The organism is Variovorax sp. 01N425 (assembly GCF_056399465.1).
The window spans coordinates 355,088-371,467 of sequence record NZ_JBFTRJ010000002.1 but is presented as its reverse complement, the minus strand read 5'-3'; the positions used below and the strand labels follow the sequence as shown (position 1 = coordinate 371,467).

Below are 16,380 nucleotides of genomic sequence, written 5' to 3'. Positions count from 1 at the left end.
AGGACAGAGGAGACAGACCCCACCATGAGCCTCGAACGCACGCTCACCGTCCGCGTCGAACGCATCTCGCGCGAGACGCCGGAAATCCTGGCCTTCGAGCTGGCCCATCCGTGGGGCCGCACGCTGCCGGGCTACGAGGCCGGCGCGCACATCGACGTGCACATGCCCGGCGGCTTCTCGCGCCAGTACTCGCTGGCGCGATGGTCTCTTTCGAACGCGCCGTCGCACGCCGCGGCGTCCTACGTGATCGGCGTCAAGCGCGAGGCCCAAAGCCGCGGCGGCTCGGCCTCGATGCACGAGCGCGTGCGCGAAGGCGACCTGCTCGCGATCAGCGTGCCGCGCAACACCTTTGCGCTGCGCGAAGAGGCCGGGCACCATCTGCTGATGGCCGGCGGCATCGGCATGACGCCGCTGCTGGCCATGGCGCAGGCGCTCGCGGCGCGCGGTGCCTCGTTCACGCTCTGCGTGTTCGCGCGCAGCGAGGAGCACCTGGCCTTTGCCGATGCGCTGCATTCGTCCGCGCTGGCGCCGCACCTGCGACTGCACCTCGACCAGGGCGGCGCCAGCCGGCGCATCGACCTGCGCGCGCTGCTGGCCGAGCGCGCACCCAACACGCACCTGTATGTCTGCGGCCCCGGCGGCTTCATGCGGGCGGTGCGCGAGGCTGCGGCGCACTGGCCCGAAGACACGCTGCACACCGAATACTTCGCCGCCCCCACCGATGCGAACGCGAGCACCGGCCTGCCCTTCACGCTGAAGCTCGCGCAGCGCGGCATCAGCGTGCCGGTGGCGGCCGACCAGACCGCCGTCGATGCGCTGCACGAAGTGGGCATCGACATTCCGGTGTCGTGCCAGCAGGGCCTGTGCGGCACCTGCGTGGTCGAGGGCGATGGCGAAGGCGCGGAGCACCGCGACTTCTGCCTCACGGGCAGCGAGCGGCGCCACAAGGTGGCCCTGTGCTGCTCGCGCGCCAAGGGCCGGGAACTGGTGCTGCAGCTGTGAGCATCGGAGAAGAGGAAAGAGAAAGCGACAGCGAGGCGCCCGCCACGCGCGGCCGCTCGCGCAAGTACACGCAGGTGCTCGGCCTCATCAACCAGGCCGCCATCGAGGTGTTCGCAAGCGAGGGCCTGGCCGGCGCCTCGACCCAGGCCATTGCCGACAAGGCCGGGCTCTCGAAGGCGCAGCTGCACTACTACATCGAAAGCAAGGAAGCGCTCTACCGGCAGATCCTGCAGGACATCCTCAACGACTGGATCGTGGTGTTCGGCTTTGCCGACGAGGCCTTCGGCCCGCGCAAGGTGCTGGGCGACCTGATCCGCCGCAAGATGGTGTTCTCGTTCGAGCACCCACTGCGCTCGCGCATCTTCACGGCCGAGATGATGCGCGGCGCGCCGGTGCTCAACGCCATGATGGACACGAGCAAGCAGCGCACCGACCAGGCCGCCGCCGTGATCCAGAACTGGATGAACCAGGGCCTGATGGACAAGGCCGACCCGATGCTGGTGCTGTTCCACATCTGGGCGGTGACGCAGTTCTATGCCGACCACGCCACGCAGGCTGCTTACTTTCGCAACGTGGCGCAGCAGGGCCAGGACAAGGACAGCAAGGACCGGCGCTACCTGATCGAGCAGGTGACCGAATTCCTGCTGAAAGGCGCGGGCGTCAAGTAGGGCGATGCTGCGGCAGGTACATGGTGGCTTCCACTTCCACCAGCACCTCGTCGCCCGGCAGGAAGCGCGACACCTCGACCACCGTGCTGACCGGCGGCTCGCCCGGATAGAACAGGCCGCGCACGCGGTTGTAGAAGGCGTAGTGCGGCAGCTGGCGGAAGTACTGCACCAGCTTCACCACGTCTTCCATGGTGCCGCCATGCTCGGCCGCGATCTGGCGGATGCGCTCGAGCACGAACCAGCTCTGCGCCACGATGGGCGCCTCGAAGATGTCGACCGACATCTGGCCCGTGGCATAGCCCAGGCCCTGCAGGGCCGTGCGGCCTTCCTCGGGCAGGGCCTCGTAGCCGGCCACGGCGCGGCGCGTGGCCGGGTCGACCGCAACCACGCCGCTCATGAAGACGAAATCGCCCACGCGCTTGGCGGCGGCGTAGTTGGCCATTGGCTTGCCCATGCTCATCGTGTCTGCTCCAGAATTTCTTGACCGCCACGGATCACGGTGCGCCGGCGCCCGCGCGAGCCGACCAGCTCATGCTCGCCGGTGGCCGCGAGCAGCACCAGGTCCGCGGGGCAGCCCGGCGCAATGCGGCCGTCCCATGCCAGGCCGAGCGCCTTCGCGGGGCTGACGGTGATCGCGTCGAGCCATTCTTCCGCGGGCGCGAGGTGCGCCATCTGCACACCGAGGCCGAAGGTTTCGAGAAGGTCGTAGCTGCCATAGGGATAGAAGGCGTCCTGCACGTTGTCCGTGGCCAGGCTCGCACGCAAGCCCCGTGCCGCCGCCTCGCGGATGCGCGTGATGCCGCGCGGCACGGGCGTGCGGTCCCAGGCGCCCTGCAGGTAGAGGTTGGTGGTCGGCAGCGCGACGATGTGGATGCCGGCGCCCGCGCACAGCGCCAGCGTTTCGTTGGCAACGGCATCGTCCTGCATCGCCAGCGAGCAGCAGTGGCCGCAGACCACGCCGCGCCGGAAGTCGCGCGCACGCATCAGCTGCGCAATGCTGCGCAGGCCGCTCGCGTCGGCGTCGAGACCCTCGTCGACATGGAAGTCGAGGCCCAGGCCGTGGTCCTGCGCGAGGTCGAACACGCGGCCCAGCTTGTGCACCAGGCCTTCGTTGCGATACACGAAGGCGCCCAGCACGCCGCCCGCGCGCTTCACCTCGCGCGCAATGCGCTCGCCGGCCGCGAGGTCCGCGAACAGGTCGAGCGGCGTGAGAGAGACGAACTGCAGCTCGATGCGGCCGCGCCACTCTTCGCGCAGCGCCTCGAACACCGCCAGCGCGGCGGGCGGCTCGCCCTCCACCCAGTCGATGTGGGTACGCAGCGCCCGCGTGCCCGACTGCCAGGCCTCGTGCAGCGCGCGCTCCATGCGCGGGCGCAGCGCCTGGCCGCTCCAGCCCGCGCGGTGCTTCGCCATGCGGTCGATGGCCGCGAACAGGTTGCCCTCGGCCGCGCCGACTTCCTGCACGGTGTAGTTCTTGTCGATGTGCGCATGCGCCTCGACGAGCGCGCTCAGCAAGGTGCCGCGCGCCTGCGACTGCGATGCGCTCGGCACGACGGCCTGCACCCTGTCGCCGGCCAGCGTGACGTCGAAGACCTGCGCATCGCCCGCGGCAAAGCCGCGCAGCCGCGATGGAATGCGCAGCGACTCGAGTTTCATGCGCGCTGTTGCAGCGCCCGCAGCCAGCCGAGCCCCGCCGAGGTGCCGCCGGGTTCCGAGCCGCGCCGGGGCCGGTACTCGCAGCCGACCCAGCCCTGCCAGCCGGACTGCGCCGACACCTCGTCGATCAGGTCGAACAGGTAGGGGTAGTTCTGCTCGCCGATGTCGGGCTCGTGGCGCTCGGGCACGCCGGCAATCTGGATGTGGCCCACGCGCCCGGTGGGCAGGTACTTGCGGATCTTCATGGCCACGTCGCCCTCGACGATCTGGCAGTGGTACAGGTCCATCTGCACCTTGAGGTTGGGTGCGCCCACCATGTCGACGATCTCGTGCGCATGGTCCTGCCGGTTGAGGAAGAAGCGCGGGATGTCGCGCGTGTTGATGGGCTCGATCAGCACGTCGCGCCCGGCCTTGGCCGCCTCGGCCGCGGCCCAGCGCAGGTTGTCGACGTACACGGGCTGCACGGCCTCGCGCTCCAGGCCTTCGGGCACCAGGCCCGCCATGACGTGGATGCGCGGGCAGCCGAGCGCCACGGCGTAGTCGATGGCGCTGGCCATGCCTTCGCGGAATTCGGCGTCGCGGCCCGGCAGGCAGGCCAGGCCGCGTTCGCCGCGGTCCCAGTCGCCCGGAGGGGCGTTGAAGAGCACCTGCTGCAGGCCGTTGTGCTGGAGCCGCGCGGCGAGCTCTTCCTTTGCGAAGGCATAGGGAAAAAGATATTCGACGGCCTTGAAGCCGTCTTTCGCGGCGGCTTCGAAGCGGTCGAGGAAGTCGAGCTCCGGATAGAGCATCGAGAGGTTGGCGGCGAATTGGGGCATGGCGTGTTTTTACTACTACTGGCGGCTACCAGCGCGCACCGAAGATGCGGCGCAGTTCATCGATCTGTTCATTGCCGAGCGGCTCGGGCCTGGCAGGGCCGGCGAGGAGCTGGAGCTTGGCGGTGTCCTCGAGTTCCTCGAGCACGGCCATGGCGGCGGCCGGGTTCCCGTGCCACACGTTGGGGCCGAGGCGTTCGAGCATCACGGCCCGAATCGGCGTGCCGGCCGCGCCATGGCGCTCGATGGCCTGCGCCACGAGTTCGGCCGCTTCGGGCGCGCCGGGGCGGTGGTACGGAATGAGCGGTACGTGGCCGACCTTCATGACGAAGTACGGCGTGAGCGCGGGCAGCAGCTCGTCGCCCGGCGTGTTCGCCAGCGTGAGCGCGACGCAGTGCGTGCTGTGCGTGTGGATCACGCAGGCCGTGCCTGCATCGAACTTGCGGGCGGCGGCGTAGATGCGCGTGTGCAGCGCGATGGTCTTGCTGGCGCGGTCGCCGCCGGTCTGCTGGCCTTGCGCGTCGAGTTTGGCAAGACGCGCGGGGTCGAGAAAACCCAGGCAGGCATCGGTCGGCGTGATCAGAAAACCGTCGTCCAGCCGCACGCTGATGTTGCCCGCGGTGGCATGCACGTAGCCGCGTTCGAACAGGCTGCGGCCGACTCGGCAGATTTCTTCTCGGGCTTGGGTTTCTTTCATGTCTTTTTTAACTGCGCGAGTTTGGCTGTGTTCGGGCGGTCTTGTTCAGGGTGCTGTTGTCCAGGGTGTGTGCACAGATCACCGGGTACTCCCCTCCGCGAATGTCCCCCGGCCTGCGGCCTCCTCCTTGATTTCGCTGCGGGGAGCACCCGATGCTCTGTGCACCTGGGCACGCTCATGGTGTACCGCTGATCAACCACCGCTCTTTGCAACGCTCCCGCTGATGGGGTGCCTTGCGCAGCGAAATCAAGGAGGAGCCCGAAGGGCGGGGGACATTCGCGGAGCAAGGTACCCCATCGGCGGGAGCGCGCCCTGAAAAGACACCGAGCATGAACATCATTCAAGCACTGTAAAGGCCTTGGTGAAGAAGTCATCCCCCCCGAAGTTCCCGGACTTCAGCGCAATGTGCACCGGCAAACCTTCGACATCCGTGCGCGCATGGCACCACGGCACCCCCGGATCGATCTGCGGGCCGATCTGCATCTGCGCGATGCCCAGTGCCTGAACGCAGGCACCGGAGGTTTCGCCGCCCGCCACCACCAGCTGGCGCACACCCCGCTCGACCAGGCCGCGCGCAATCGCGGCAATGGTGCGCTCGACCATTGCGCCGGCCTCCTCGACACCGAGCTTGCCCTGCACCGATTTCACGGCGCCGGCCTCGGCCGTGGAATAGACCAGCACCGGCTGCTTCTCGACCAGCGGCGCGGCCCAGGCCAATGCCTCGGCCGCGACATCCACGCCCGCGGCAATGCGCAGCGGATCCACGGCCAGCGCCGCGCCGCCGCGCTGGATGAAGTCGAGCACCTGCCGGTTGGTGGCCAGCGAGCAGCTGCCCGACACCACGGCGCGCAGTCCGCCGGCCGTCGGCAGCGCACTGGCCTGCGACGACGGCGCAAGGCCGAAGTTGGCCGGCAGCCCGATGGCCACGCCCGAGCCGGCCGTAACCAGCGGCATCTTCGCGAGCGCCGGGCCCAGGCGCAGCAGGTCGTCGTTCGACACCGCGTCGACGATGGCGACCGACACGCCCTCGCCTTGGAGCTGCTCGATGCGCTCCGTGACGGCCGCCGCGCCGCGCGCCACCACCGCGTGGTCGATCAGCCCGACCTTGCGCGTGCACTGGGCCTGCAGCACGCGAACCAGGTTCGGGTCGGTCATCGGCGTGAGCGGATGGTTCTGCATGCCGCTCTCATTGAGCAGCACCTCGCCCGCGAACAGGTAGCCCTTGAACACGGTGCGCTTGTTGTCGGGGAAGGCGGGCGTGGCAATGGTGAAGCCGCACTTCAGCGCCTCCATCAGCGCCTCGGTCACCGGGCCGATGTTGCCTTGCGGCGTGCTGTCGAAGGTGGAGCAGTACTTGAAGTAGATCTGCTGCGCGCTCTGCGCCTGCAGCCAGCGCAGCGCATCGAGCGACTGCGCGATGGCCTCGGCCGGCGCAATGGTGCGCGACTTGAGCGCGACCACCACCGCATCGACTTCCGCATCGAGCGGCATGGCGGGCACGCCGATCGCCTGCACCACGCGCATGCCGGCGCGCACGAGGTTGTTGGCGAGGTCGGTCGCGCCGGTGAAGTCGTCGGCGATGCAGCCGAGCAGCAACTTGGCCATGGCTCAGTCCTTGGTGGCGAAGACAGGCAGCTTCACCGCCTGCGGGTTCTCGCGCACGTAGTCGCGCAGGATGGCGTCGAAGCTCGCGTCGGCCGCGAGGCCCAGCGCCTCGGCGCGCGCGGCGTGGATGCGGCTGGGCCAGCTGGTCACGATCTTGGCGATGGCCGCATCGGGTTCCCAGTCGATCAGCCCGGTGGCGTCCTTGCCGGCGATGCGTTCGAGCGCATCGGCCATCTCGCGCACGGTGGTGGTCAGCGCCGGCAGGTTGACGGCGGTGCGTGCGCCCCATTCGGCGGCGCTGGCCGTGGCCGCGCGCACGATGCCCGCGACGGTGTTGCCGGGCGATGCGAGCGCGACTGCCGTTTCTGGCGCCACGGGGCAGCGCGCGCGTTCGCCCGCCAGCGGCTCGCGCAGCATGCCGCTCAGGAAGCTGGAGGCCGCGCCGTTGGGCCGGCCCGGCCGCACCGAGACCGTCATGAGCCGCACGTTGCGGCCCTGCACGAAACCCTTGCGCGTGAAGTCGGCCACCAGCTGCTCGCCGATGAACTTCTGGATGCCGTAGCTGTTCTGCGGCGTCGGCAAGGTGGTGTCCTCGATCACCGCGGGCAGCCGCTGCTCGGGCGAATCGCCGAACACCGCGACCGAGCTGGAGAACACGAACACCGGCGCATGGCCCGCGCGGCGGCAGGCGTCGAGCAGCGCGCGCGTGGTGTCGAGGTTGCTGCGCATGCCCAGGTCGAAGTCGGCCTCGCATTCGCCGCTCACGGCCGCGGCCAGGTGGAACACGGCGTGCGTGTCGGCCAGCGGCAGCGCGCCGCCGGTGGCCTGCTCGTACAGGTCGCCCTGCACGAACTGCACGCGCGCATCGGCCGCGAGGTCGGCGGGCGGCGCCACGCGGTCGGCCAGCGTGATGCGCGAGATGGACTGGGCCGCGCCGCCCGCCAGTGCCAGCGGGCCGCCCGCGAGCAGCGTGCGCGCGAGCCGCGTGCCGACGAAACCGCAGCCTCCGGTGATGAGAATGTTCATGGTGCTTGTCTTCCTTTGACTTCAGGCTTTCTTGTCGGCAGCCGGCAGTTCGATGCCGGGAAAAATCTTGATGACCGCGCTGTCGTCCTCGCGCGCGAAGCCCGCGGTGGAGGCCTGCATGAACATCTGGTGCGCGGTGGACGACAGCGGCAGCGGAAACTTGCTGGCACGCGCCACGTCGAGCACCAGGCCCAGGTCCTTCACGAAGATGTCGACGGCCGACAGCGGCGTGTAGTCGCCCGCCAGCACGTGCGCCATGCGGTTCTCGAACATCCAGCTGTTGCCCGCGCTGTGCGTGATGACCTCGTACAGCGCGGCCGGGTCCACGCCTTCGCGCAGGCCCAGCGCCATGGCCTCGGCCGCCGCGGCAATGTGCACCCCGGCCAGCAGCTGGTTGATGACCTTGACCTTGCTGCCCGCCCCTGCGCGGTCGCCCAGACGATAAACCTTGGCCGCCATCGCGTCGAGCACGGCGCCGGCCTTTTCGTAAGCCGCGGGCGTGCCCGCGGTCATCATCGTCATCTGGCCGCTCGCGGCCTTGGCGGCGCCGCCGGAGATCGGCGCGTCGAGGTACAGGATGCCCTTTGCGGCCAGGCGCGCCTCGAGCGCGACCGACCAGTTCGGGTCCACGGTGGAACACATCACGAACAGGCTGCCAGGCTTCATCGACGCCGCGCAGCCGGGCGTGGTGCCGTCGCCGAACAACACCGATTCGGTCTGCGCCGCATTGACCACCACGGAAACCACGATGTCGCATTGCGCGCCGAGCGCGGCCAGCGTGTCGCAGGCCACGCCGCCGTCGCGCGCAAAGGCGTGGGCCATGTCCAGGCGCACGTCGAACACGTGCGGCTCGTAGCCCGCGCGGCGCAGCGACTGCGCCATGCCGCCGCCCATGGCGCCGAGGCCCACGACGCCGACGACGGGTGTTGGGGAGTTGGAAGTCATGCGAGGGTTCTTTCGATCAACGGTTGACGAGTTGCTTGGGCGTGAGCCACACGCCGATGGCCCCGAGCACCAGCGCAGCGGCCAGCACGTACATGCCGATCTGCGTGCTGCCCGTGAGGTCCTTCAGGTAGCCGATGAGGTAGGGGCTCGCGAACCCCGCAAGATTACCCACCGAATTGATGGCCGCAATACCCGCCGCGGCCGCCGTGCCCGAGAGAAAGGCGGTGGGCAGCGACCAGAAGAGCGGCGCGCAGGTCAGCACGCCGGCCGCCGCGAGCGAGAGGAAGGCGAGCGACACGACCGTGTTCTGCGTGTACGACGCGGCCACCGTGAAGCCCACCGCGCCCATCAGCGCCGGCACGATCAGGTGCCAGCGGCGCTCCTGCCGGCGGTCGGCGCTGCGGCCGAAGAGGTTCATCGCGACGATCGCGCAGATGAACGGAATGGCACTCAAGAGGCCGATGTGCAGGTTGCCCTTCACGCCCGTGGCCTAGACCAGCGTGGGCAGCCAGAAGGTCAGCGCGTACTGGCCCATCACGAAGGCGAAGTAGATGAGCGCCATCCACCACACGCGCATGTCGCGGAACATGGCGGCCACCGAGTGCGGGCCTTTGGCGCCATGCGCCTGGTCGCGCTCGACCTCGCGCTGCAGCAGGCTCTTTTCCTCGGGCGAGAGCCAGCGTGCATGCTGGATGCTGTTGTCCAGGTAGAGCAGCACCATCACGCCGACGAGCACGGCCGGAACGGCCTCGATGATGAACATCCACTGCCAGCCGTGCATCGACGACACGCCGTGGAAGGCGTCCATGATCCAGCCCGACAGCGGATTGCCGAAGATGCCCGCCACCGGAATGGCCGACATGAACACCGCGATGATCCGCGCGCGCCGGTGCGCCGGATACCAGTGCGTGAGGTAAAGGATCACGCCGGGATAGAAGCCCGCCTCCGCCACGCCGAGCAGAAAGCGCAGGATGTAGAAGCTGCTCGGCGTTTCCACGAACACGAAGCAGGCCGACAGCACGCCCCAGGTGATCATGATCCGCGCGATCCAGATGCGCGCGCCCACCCGGTTGAGCAGCAGGTTGCTCGGCACCTCGAACAGGAAGTAGCCGAGGAAGAAGATGCCCGCGCCCAGGCCGAACACCGTTTCGCTGAAGCCCAGGTCCTGCCCCATCTGCAGCTTGGCAAAGCCCACGTTCACGCGGTCGAGGTAGGCGACCACGTAGCACAGCATCAAAAAGGGAACCAGGCGCCAGAACACCTTGGCATAGGTGCGCTTCTCGAGCGCGGCGTCGGCGGGCACGGGCAGTGCGCCAACCGGTAGGGTGGAGGAAGTCATGAGAAGGTTTGTCCCGCTTTGGATGAGAAAGAGGCCTTGCCGCCGCTGGCTCGCGCGGCCGTCGCCTTATTTGTCAGGTCATCATACAAATTTGACCTCGGAGCTTTGCCTCGGGTAAACCCGCAGGCGCCCTCGTCCGCAGCGCCTTTTTGGTGAGCTTGTGTGTCGCGGCCGCTCAGCTGCCGAGCGGCCAGCCTTCGACCAGCGGCCGCGCGAGCTGCGCGCCCTCCTGCTGCCAGAAGGCGGGGTCGGCCTGCTCGATGCGGCGGATCGCGTTGTCCATGTGGGACTTGGCCGCCTCGCGCGCCCGCAGCGCATCGCCGGCCTCGATGGCCTCGACGATGCGCGCATGCTCCTGCGCCACCTCGCGCGCGAAGTCGGCACGGCGCGCCTCGTTGGCGCGTGTGACGCGCGTAGCGCCGTGCAGGAACTGCCGCAGGTACTGCAGCGTGCCGACCAGGAACGGGTTGCGCGCGGCCTCGGCAATGGCGCGGTGAAAGCGCACGTCTTCCTCGGCGCCGTTGCCGCCCGCGGCCACGGCCGCATGCAGCGCGTCGATGGCGTCGCGGATGTGCTGCACGTCCTCAGGGGTGCGGCGCTCGGCCGCGAGCGCGGCCACCTCGGCTTCGAGCGCACGGCGCAGCTCGACCATCTGGATCACCGCTTCGCGCGAGGCCACGTGCGGCATCTCGAAGCGCAGCGGCTCCACGCCCGCGGCGCGCACGTACACGCCGCTGCCCTGGCGCGAATCGAGCAGCCCCAGCGACTTGAGCCGCGACACCGCCTCGCGCACCACCGTGCGGCTCACGCCGAACTGCTCGGCCAGCGCGCTCTCGGTCGGCAGGCGGTCGCCCTCGGACAGGCGACCGCTGCGCACTTCGGCGGCCAAGGCGTCGGCCACCTGGTCGGCGAGGCGGGCACCGGGAGCGATGGATTGGAAGCGGGCGGTCATGGGCGCGAAAGGGAGGGGGCCTGCGACTCTAACGCAGGCCCGAACGACGAGGCGCCGCCCGCGGGACTCAGCCGAGCGCGTGGCGCGCCGCGTTCGCGATGCTCGCCGCGTCCACCCCGAAGAAGCTGCGCAGCGCCGCGCGCGTGTCGCTGCGGCCGAACCCGTCGGTGCCGAGCGTGAGGTAGCGGCGGCCTTCGGGCAGGAAGGCGCGCACGCTCTCGGGCACGGCGCGCACGTAGTCGGTGGCGGCGACGATCGGGCTCTTGCCGGCGCCGAGCTGCTGCGCGATGAACGGCACGCCTGCTTCCTTCTCGCCCGCGATCGCGCGCTGCTCGCAAGCCAGGCCGTCGCGCGCGAGCTCGCTCCAGCTCGTGACGCTGAACACCTCGGCCTCGATGCCTTCATCGGCCAGCCGCTGCGCGGCCTTGACCACCTCGGTGAGGATCGCGCCCGAGCCCATCAGCGTGACCTTCTTCTTCGCCTTGCCCGAGGCCGGCGCGTACGTGCCGAAGCGGTAGCAGCCGCGCAGGATGCCGGCCTCCGCGCCTGGCGGCACATCGGGCTGCGCGTAGTTCTCGTTCATGAGCGTGACGTAATAGAACACGTCCTTCTGCTCGACCATCATCTCGCGGATGCCCGCGTCGACGATCACCGCCATCTCGCCCGCAAAGGCCGGGTCGTAGGCCTTGCAGTTGGGAATGGTCGCGGCCACGAGGTGGCTCGTGCCGTCCTGGTGCTGCAGGCCTTCGCCGCCGAGCGTGGTGCGGCCCGAGGTGGCGCCCAGCAGGAAGCCGCGCGCGCGCTGGTCGGCCGCGGCCCAGATCGCATCGCCCACGCGCTGGAAGCCGAACATCGAGTAGTAGATGTAGAAGGGCAGCATCGCGAGGCCGTGCACGCTGTAGCTGGTGGCCGCGGCCGTCCAGCTCGCGATGGCACCGGCTTCGCTGATGCCTTCCTCGAGGATCTGGCCGTCGGTGGCTTCGCGGTAGCTCAGCACGGAGCCGATGTCCTCGGGTGCATAGCGCTGGCCCACGCTCGAATAGATGCCGACCTGCTTGAACAGGTTGGCCATGCCGAAGGTGCGCGCTTCGTCGGCCACGATGGGCACGATGCGCGGGCCCAGCGCCTTGTCCTTCAGCAGGTTGCCCAGCATGCGCACGAAGGCCATGGTGGTGCTCATTTCCTTGCCGGCGGCCGCCGTCGCAAACTGCGCATAGCTCGCGATCTCGGGCTTGGGCACCACCTCGCAGGCCGTCTCGCGGCGCGGCATGGCGCCGCCGAGCGCTTCGCGGTGGCTGCGCAGGTACTTCATCTCGGCGCTGTCTTCGGGCGGGCGGTAGAAGTCCATCGCAATGGCCTGCGCATCGGTCAGCGGCAGGCTGAAGCGGTCGCGGAATTCCAGCAGGTCGACGTCGCCCATCTTCTTGTGCGAGTGCGTGGTCATCTTGCCCTGCGCGGCGCTGCCCATGCCGTAGCCCTTCTTGGTGTGGGCGAGGATCACGGTGGGCCGGCCCTTGTGCGCGGCCGCGGCGGCATAGGCGGCATGGATCTTCACGAGGTCGTGGCCGCCGCGCTTCAGGCGGTCGATCTGCTCGTCGGTCATGCCTTCGGCCAGGCGCGCGAGCTCGGGGTTCTGGCCGAAGAAGTTGTCGCGGTTGAAGCGGCCGTCCTTGGCCGCGAAGGTCTGCATCTGGCCGTCGACGGTTTCGGCGAACACGCGCGCCAGCGCACCGCTCACGTCCTGCGCGAAGAGCCCGTCCCAGTCGCTGCCCCAGACCAGCTTGATGACGTTCCATCCTGCCCCGGCAAAGAGCTTCTCGAGCTCGTCGATGATGCGGCCGTTGCCGCGCACCGGGCCATCGAGGCGCTGCAGGTTGCAGTTGACGACCCACACGAGGTTGTCGAGTTTTTCGCGCGCGGCCAGCGTGAGGGCGCTCATCGATTCGGGCTCGTCCATCTCGCCGTCGCCGAACACGCCCCAGACCTTGCGGCCTTCGCAGTTCAAGAGGTTGCGGTGCGTGAGATAGCGCATGAAGCGCGCGTGGTAGATCGAGCTGATCGGGCCGATGCCCATCGAGCCGGTCGGGAACTGCCAGAAGTCCGGCATCAGGTAGGGATGCGGATAGCTGCTGAGGCCGCGCGCGCCGCGGCCTTCGGTGAAGGCGGGGGCGGTCAGTTCCTGGCGGTAGTGCTTGAGGTCTTCTTCGGTCAGGCGGCCTTCGAGGTAGGCGCGGGCATAGACGCCGGGTGCGCTGTGCGGCTGGAAGAACACGAGGTCGCCGCGGTGTGTGCCTTCGCCCGTGTCCTTGCGCGCATGGAAGAAATGATTGAACCCCGTCTCGAACAGATCGGCCGCGCTCGCATAGCTCGCGATGTGGCCGCCGAGCTCGCCATAAGCCTGGTTGGCGCGCGCCACCATCGCAAGCGCATTCCAGCGCATCAGCGAAGCCAGCCGCTCCTCGACGGCCAGGTCGCCCGGGAACGGCGGCTGGTCTTCCACCGCGATGGTGTTGACGTACGGCGTCGCCAGCTCGGGCTGCCAGCCGATGCGCTGCTGCCGCGCGAGGCGGGCGAGCTCCGCCAGCATCTGCCGTGCGCGCTGCGGGCCGTGCGCCTGGGCCAGTGCCAGGAAGGCCTCGCGCCATTCGGCGGTCTCGGCAGGGTCGGGGTCGTGCGTGAGCGGCGTGTCGAGCAGCAGCGCGCGCATCTGGTCGGCGGAGATCGGGGCGTTCATGCCGGCACTTTAGGCCGCCATGCGGCAAATTAGCTACCGGTACAGCCAATTCCATGCGAGCGTCCCAGCATAAAATTCCGGCAATTCTTTATTTGGCGGCATTTCATGCAACTGGACACGATCGACCTGCGCATCCTCGACGAGCTGCAGCGCGACGGCGCGCTGTCGAACGTGGAACTCGCGCGCCGCGTGCACCTGTCGCCCTCGCCGTGCCTCGCGCGCGTGAAGATGCTCGAGGCGAATGGCGTGATCGACCGCTACGTGGCGCTCGCGAGCGCCAAGGCGCTGGGCCTGGGGCTCAACGTGTTCATCTCGATCAGCCTGACGACGCAGAGCAAGCAGTCGCTCGCCGACTTCGAACAGCGCATTGCCGAGCACGACGAGGTGATGGAGTGCTACCTGATGACGGGCGACAGCGACTACCTGATCCGCATCGCCGTGGCCGACATGGCGGCGCTGGAGAAATTCATCCTGGAACAGCTCACGCCGATTCCAGGCATCGAGAAGATCCGCTCGAGCTTTGCGCTCAAGCAGGTGCGCTACAAGACGGCGCTGCCGCTGCCCCGGTAGGAAGCAGCGGCAGCGCGCGGCCGATCAGAGGCCGATCAGGCCGCCGTCGTCCTTGGTGATGACCACCGTGGCCGAGCGCGGGCGGGCGCTGCCGCCTTCGGGCCAGTGGCTGCCGAACTTGGTCGGGTCGCCGATGCTCGCCGCGGGAGTGGTTTCGCCCGGATGCTGGATGTTCACGAACAGCGCGCGGCCGTCGCCCGACTCGGCAATGCCGGTGATCTCGCAATCCTTCGGGCCGACCAGGAAGCGGCGCAGGCCGTCGGCGCCGGGCGCCTTGCCCACGAAGGTGTCCTGCGTGCGCGTGGTGGCGCCGTCGACGTTGGTGATGGTCCTGGCGCCGCCGTCGCCGACCTTGCCCGGCAGCGCGGCCAGCAGCATGCAGTTGGTGACGTCGGTGTAGGCGCCGTCGTCGGTCTCCAGCCAGAGCAGGCCGGCGGTGGCGTGGCTGAACCACATGCCGTCGGGGCTGGAGAAGTCGTTGTCGGCGCTCAGTTGCGACACGTTGATGTCGGCCGAGGCGGTGGCGCGCGCGCCGAACAGGTACACGTCCCACGTGAAGGCCAGCGCGGCGGGGTCGCCGCCCTCGTCCGCAAAGCGCACGATGTGGCCGTTGGGGTTGCCGGTCTGCGCGGTGGCGGTGGGGCCCTTGGGGTCGTTGTAGAAGCGCGGGTTGGCGCCATCGGTGGCGGTGATGGGGCGCGAGGCGGCGTTGGTGTTGGTGAGGGTGACGTAGACCTCGCCGGTCTTCGGGTTGACGGCCGTCCACTCGGGGCGGTCCATCCTGGTGGCGCCGGCGGCGTCGGCGGCCAGGCGCGCGTTGACCACCACGTCGGCCGCGTCGGCAAAGGCGTAGGCCGGATTGCTCGCGGTGATGCCGTTCACGCCGAGCTTCAGCTCGAGCCACGCGCCGGTGCCGTCGGCGTTGAACCTGGCCACGTAGAGGCGGCCGTCGTCCATGTACTTGTCGCCCGCCGCGGTGCCGCCGCCCACGTCGGCCGCATCCCAGTTCTTCGTCGAGACGAACTTGTAGATGTACTCGTTGCGCGAGTCGTCGCCCATGTACCAGACCAGCGGCTTGCCGACCACGACCGGGCCGAGGCAGGCGCCTTCATGGCCGAAGCGGCCGAGCGCGGTGCGCTTCTTGGGGGTGCTCGCGGGATTGAAGGGATCGATCTCGACCACCCAGCCGTAGGTGTTGGCGCCGTTGCGGAAGTCGTCGGTGGCGGTGGCGCCGACCACCTGGGCGTTCCAGCGGCCATAGAGGTTGTCGGCCGTGTCGGGCGTGACGGTGGCCCAGAGCTCGCGGCCGGTGCTGGCCACGCCGTAGCGGGTGAACGCTGCAATTTCCTTCGCCGTGCGGCTGGGGTCGTCGGTGGCCTTGATGCGGCGGAAATAGCCGGCCCAGTTTTCTTCGCAGGTCAGGTAGGTGCCCCAGGGCGTGGTGCCGTTGGCGCAGTTGTTGAGCGTGCCGCGGGTCTTGCTGCCGTCGGTCGAGTACTTGGTCTTCAGGTAGTCGGTCTTGGCGGCCGGGCCCGAGAACGCCATTTCGGTCAGCGTGTGGACGCGGCGGTTGAAGCTCGAGTCCTGCTTGTAGCTCCAGGCGCTGCCGCTCTTGTTGATCTCGATCACGCTCACGCCGTGCAGGTAGAACTCGCGCAGCACTTCGTCGGCGGAGGTGCGCACCGCCGCATTGCCGGTGCCGCTGATGGTCTGGCCGGCGGGGTGCAGGAACAGCGGCGTGATGGCTTCGTGGTTCATCACGAGCAGGCCGCGCGCGGCGCTGGCGGCGTCCCACTTGTTCGACGCGTTCATGCCGAAGAAGGTCATGCCGTCGTGGTGGTCGCCGGCGCGCCGGTCATAGGTGGCCGGATCGTCGGTGCCGTCGTTCTTGTAGGCCGCCACGCCCGCAGCGATCGGGTCGCCCAGGCGATAGAGCACGCTGGCGGTGTAGCCGGCGGGCACGGTGACCACGTCGGCCAGGCCCTTGGCCACGGCATTGAAGCCGAGCTTCATCGGCGTGGGCGCCGGCGCGGGGGTCGGTGCAGGCGCCGGAGCGGGAGCGGGTGCCGGTGCGGGCGGAATGATCGGGAAAGCCGTGCCGCCGCCGCCACCGCCGCCGCACGCCTGCAGCAGCGCGGTGCCGGCAGTGCCGACGCCCAGGCCGAACAGATGGCGACGGCTGAGGCGCGAAGCGATCAGGTCGGTGAAGGAGGGGTTCGCAGTGGGATTGGTGCCAACGTCGTCAAGATCGATGCCGTTGGCGTCGGTACGGGTGTTTGCGGTCATGCGCAATCGCTTTCGTGGGTTGAAAAGGAAATCAACCCGCGAAGTTAGGCAATTCGCATGACACCCGCGTGAAACGCTCAGCCCGCGG

At 69.0% G+C, this 16,380-nt stretch carries 13 protein-coding genes and 1 pseudogene; 3 read left to right on the top strand and 11 right to left on the bottom strand.

The features are described 5' to 3' along the window. Window positions 1–24: 24 nt before the first annotated feature. Together AC1DSC_RS04845 and AC1DSC_RS04840 are read left to right on the top strand one after the other, a co-directional pair. Entirely contained in the window at window positions 25–1,002 is a 978-nt protein-coding gene (locus tag AC1DSC_RS04845; RefSeq protein WP_369663790.1) for a PDR/VanB family oxidoreductase, read from the top strand. Further along, on the top strand, window positions 999–1,670 hold the full coding sequence (locus AC1DSC_RS04840; protein ID WP_436288210.1) for a TetR family transcriptional regulator C-terminal domain-containing protein: 672 nt from the start codon (window positions 999–1,001) through the stop codon (window positions 1,668–1,670). Before AC1DSC_RS04845 ends, AC1DSC_RS04840 begins: the two co-directional genes overlap by 4 nt. Here AC1DSC_RS04840 and AC1DSC_RS04835 read toward each other — a convergent pair. The 10 genes and pseudogenes from AC1DSC_RS04835 to mdeB form a co-directional block, all read right to left on the bottom strand. After that, window positions 1,663–2,130 carry a RidA family protein gene (locus tag AC1DSC_RS04835; protein WP_015867879.1) on the bottom strand — a complete coding sequence of 156 codons (468 nt, stop codon included), beginning with the start codon at window positions 2,128–2,130 and terminating at the stop codon, window positions 1,663–1,665. The two genes, AC1DSC_RS04840 and AC1DSC_RS04835, sit on opposite strands and share 8 nt — an antisense overlap. Then, a complete protein-coding gene (locus AC1DSC_RS04830; RefSeq protein WP_369663792.1) occupies window positions 2,127–3,326 on the bottom strand; it encodes an amidohydrolase family protein in 1,200 nt (399 codons plus the stop codon). Before AC1DSC_RS04830 ends, AC1DSC_RS04835 begins: the two co-directional genes overlap by 4 nt. Continuing rightward, window positions 3,323–4,141 carry a 2-oxo-tetronate isomerase gene (gene otnI, locus AC1DSC_RS04825; RefSeq protein ID WP_369663793.1) on the bottom strand — a complete coding sequence of 273 codons (819 nt, stop codon included), beginning with the start codon at window positions 4,139–4,141 and terminating at the stop codon, window positions 3,323–3,325. Before otnI ends, AC1DSC_RS04830 begins: the two co-directional genes overlap by 4 nt. Before the next feature lie 25 nt (window positions 4,142–4,166). Then, entirely contained in the window at window positions 4,167–4,835 is a 669-nt protein-coding gene (locus tag AC1DSC_RS04820; protein WP_369663794.1) for a class II aldolase/adducin family protein, read from the bottom strand. A 336-nt stretch (window positions 4,836–5,171) separates the two neighbouring features. After that, on the bottom strand, window positions 5,172–6,440 hold the full coding sequence (otnK, locus tag AC1DSC_RS04815; protein WP_369663795.1) for a 3-oxo-tetronate kinase: 1,269 nt from the start codon (window positions 6,438–6,440) through the stop codon (window positions 5,172–5,174). Between the two features lie 3 nt (window positions 6,441–6,443). Then, window positions 6,444–7,466: a D-erythronate dehydrogenase gene (gene denD, locus AC1DSC_RS04810; protein ID WP_369663796.1), complete on the bottom strand. Its 1,023-nt coding sequence runs from the start codon at window positions 7,464–7,466 to the stop codon at window positions 6,444–6,446. 21 nt (window positions 7,467–7,487) lie between these two features. Then, window positions 7,488–8,411, bottom strand: coding sequence for an L-threonate dehydrogenase (gene ltnD / locus AC1DSC_RS04805; protein WP_369663797.1), 924 nt, complete (start codon window positions 8,409–8,411; stop codon window positions 7,488–7,490). A gap of 16 nt (window positions 8,412–8,427) precedes the next feature. Continuing rightward, window positions 8,428–9,750, bottom strand: a pseudogene (locus tag AC1DSC_RS04800) (MFS transporter). Between the two features lie 175 nt (window positions 9,751–9,925). Then, complete coding sequence (locus AC1DSC_RS04795) at window positions 9,926–10,702, bottom strand: FadR/GntR family transcriptional regulator (RefSeq protein WP_015867887.1); 777 nt, start codon at window positions 10,700–10,702, stop codon at window positions 9,926–9,928. Window positions 10,703–10,769: 67 nt separating this feature from the next. Continuing rightward, a complete protein-coding gene (mdeB, locus tag AC1DSC_RS04790; protein WP_369663799.1) occupies window positions 10,770–13,436 on the bottom strand; it encodes an alpha-ketoglutarate dehydrogenase in 2,667 nt (888 codons plus the stop codon). Window positions 13,437–13,541: 105 nt separating this feature from the next. Here mdeB and AC1DSC_RS04785 point away from each other — a divergent pair, with 105 nt between their 5' ends. Beyond that, a complete protein-coding gene (locus AC1DSC_RS04785) occupies window positions 13,542–14,006 on the top strand; it encodes an Lrp/AsnC family transcriptional regulator (RefSeq protein WP_015867889.1) in 465 nt (154 codons plus the stop codon). Window positions 14,007–14,030: 24 nt separating this feature from the next. Here the strand turns inward: AC1DSC_RS04785 and AC1DSC_RS04780 are convergent, their stop codons facing one another. Next, window positions 14,031–16,292 (bottom strand): PhoX family protein, encoded by a 2,262-nt coding sequence (locus AC1DSC_RS04780; RefSeq protein ID WP_478131776.1) that lies wholly within the window; start codon window positions 16,290–16,292, stop codon window positions 14,031–14,033. Window positions 16,293–16,380 lie beyond the last annotated feature (88 nt).

Bases quoted from the DNA above. Each gene is read 5' to 3' on its own strand.
- AC1DSC_RS04845 (WP_369663790.1), top strand. From the start codon at position 25: ATGAGCCTCGAACGCACGCTCACCGTCCGCGTCGAACGCATCTCGCGC.
- AC1DSC_RS04835 (WP_015867879.1), bottom strand. From the start codon at position 2,130: ATGAGCATGGGCAAGCCAATGGCCAACTACGCCGCCGCCAAGCGCGTG.
- AC1DSC_RS04830 (WP_369663792.1), bottom strand. From the start codon at position 3,326: ATGAAACTCGAGTCGCTGCGCATTCCATCGCGGCTGCGCGGCTTTGCC.
- otnI (WP_369663793.1), bottom strand. From the start codon at position 4,141: ATGCCCCAATTCGCCGCCAACCTCTCGATGCTCTATCCGGAGCTCGAC.
- AC1DSC_RS04820 (WP_369663794.1), bottom strand. From the start codon at position 4,835: ATGAAAGAAACCCAAGCCCGAGAAGAAATCTGCCGAGTCGGCCGCAGC.
- otnK (WP_369663795.1), bottom strand. From the start codon at position 6,440: ATGGCCAAGTTGCTGCTCGGCTGCATCGCCGACGACTTCACCGGCGCG.
- denD (WP_369663796.1), bottom strand. From the start codon at position 7,466: ATGAACATTCTCATCACCGGAGGCTGCGGTTTCGTCGGCACGCGGCTC.
- ltnD (WP_369663797.1), bottom strand. From the start codon at position 8,411: ATGACTTCCAACTCCCCAACACCCGTCGTCGGCGTCGTGGGCCTCGGC.
- AC1DSC_RS04795 (WP_015867887.1), bottom strand. From the start codon at position 10,702: ATGACCGCCCGCTTCCAATCCATCGCTCCCGGTGCCCGCCTCGCCGAC.
- mdeB (WP_369663799.1), bottom strand. From the start codon at position 13,436: ATGAACGCCCCGATCTCCGCCGACCAGATGCGCGCGCTGCTGCTCGAC.
- AC1DSC_RS04785 (WP_015867889.1), top strand. From the start codon at position 13,542: ATGCAACTGGACACGATCGACCTGCGCATCCTCGACGAGCTGCAGCGC.
- AC1DSC_RS04780 (WP_478131776.1), bottom strand. From the start codon at position 16,292: ATGACCGCAAACACCCGTACCGACGCCAACGGCATCGATCTTGACGAC.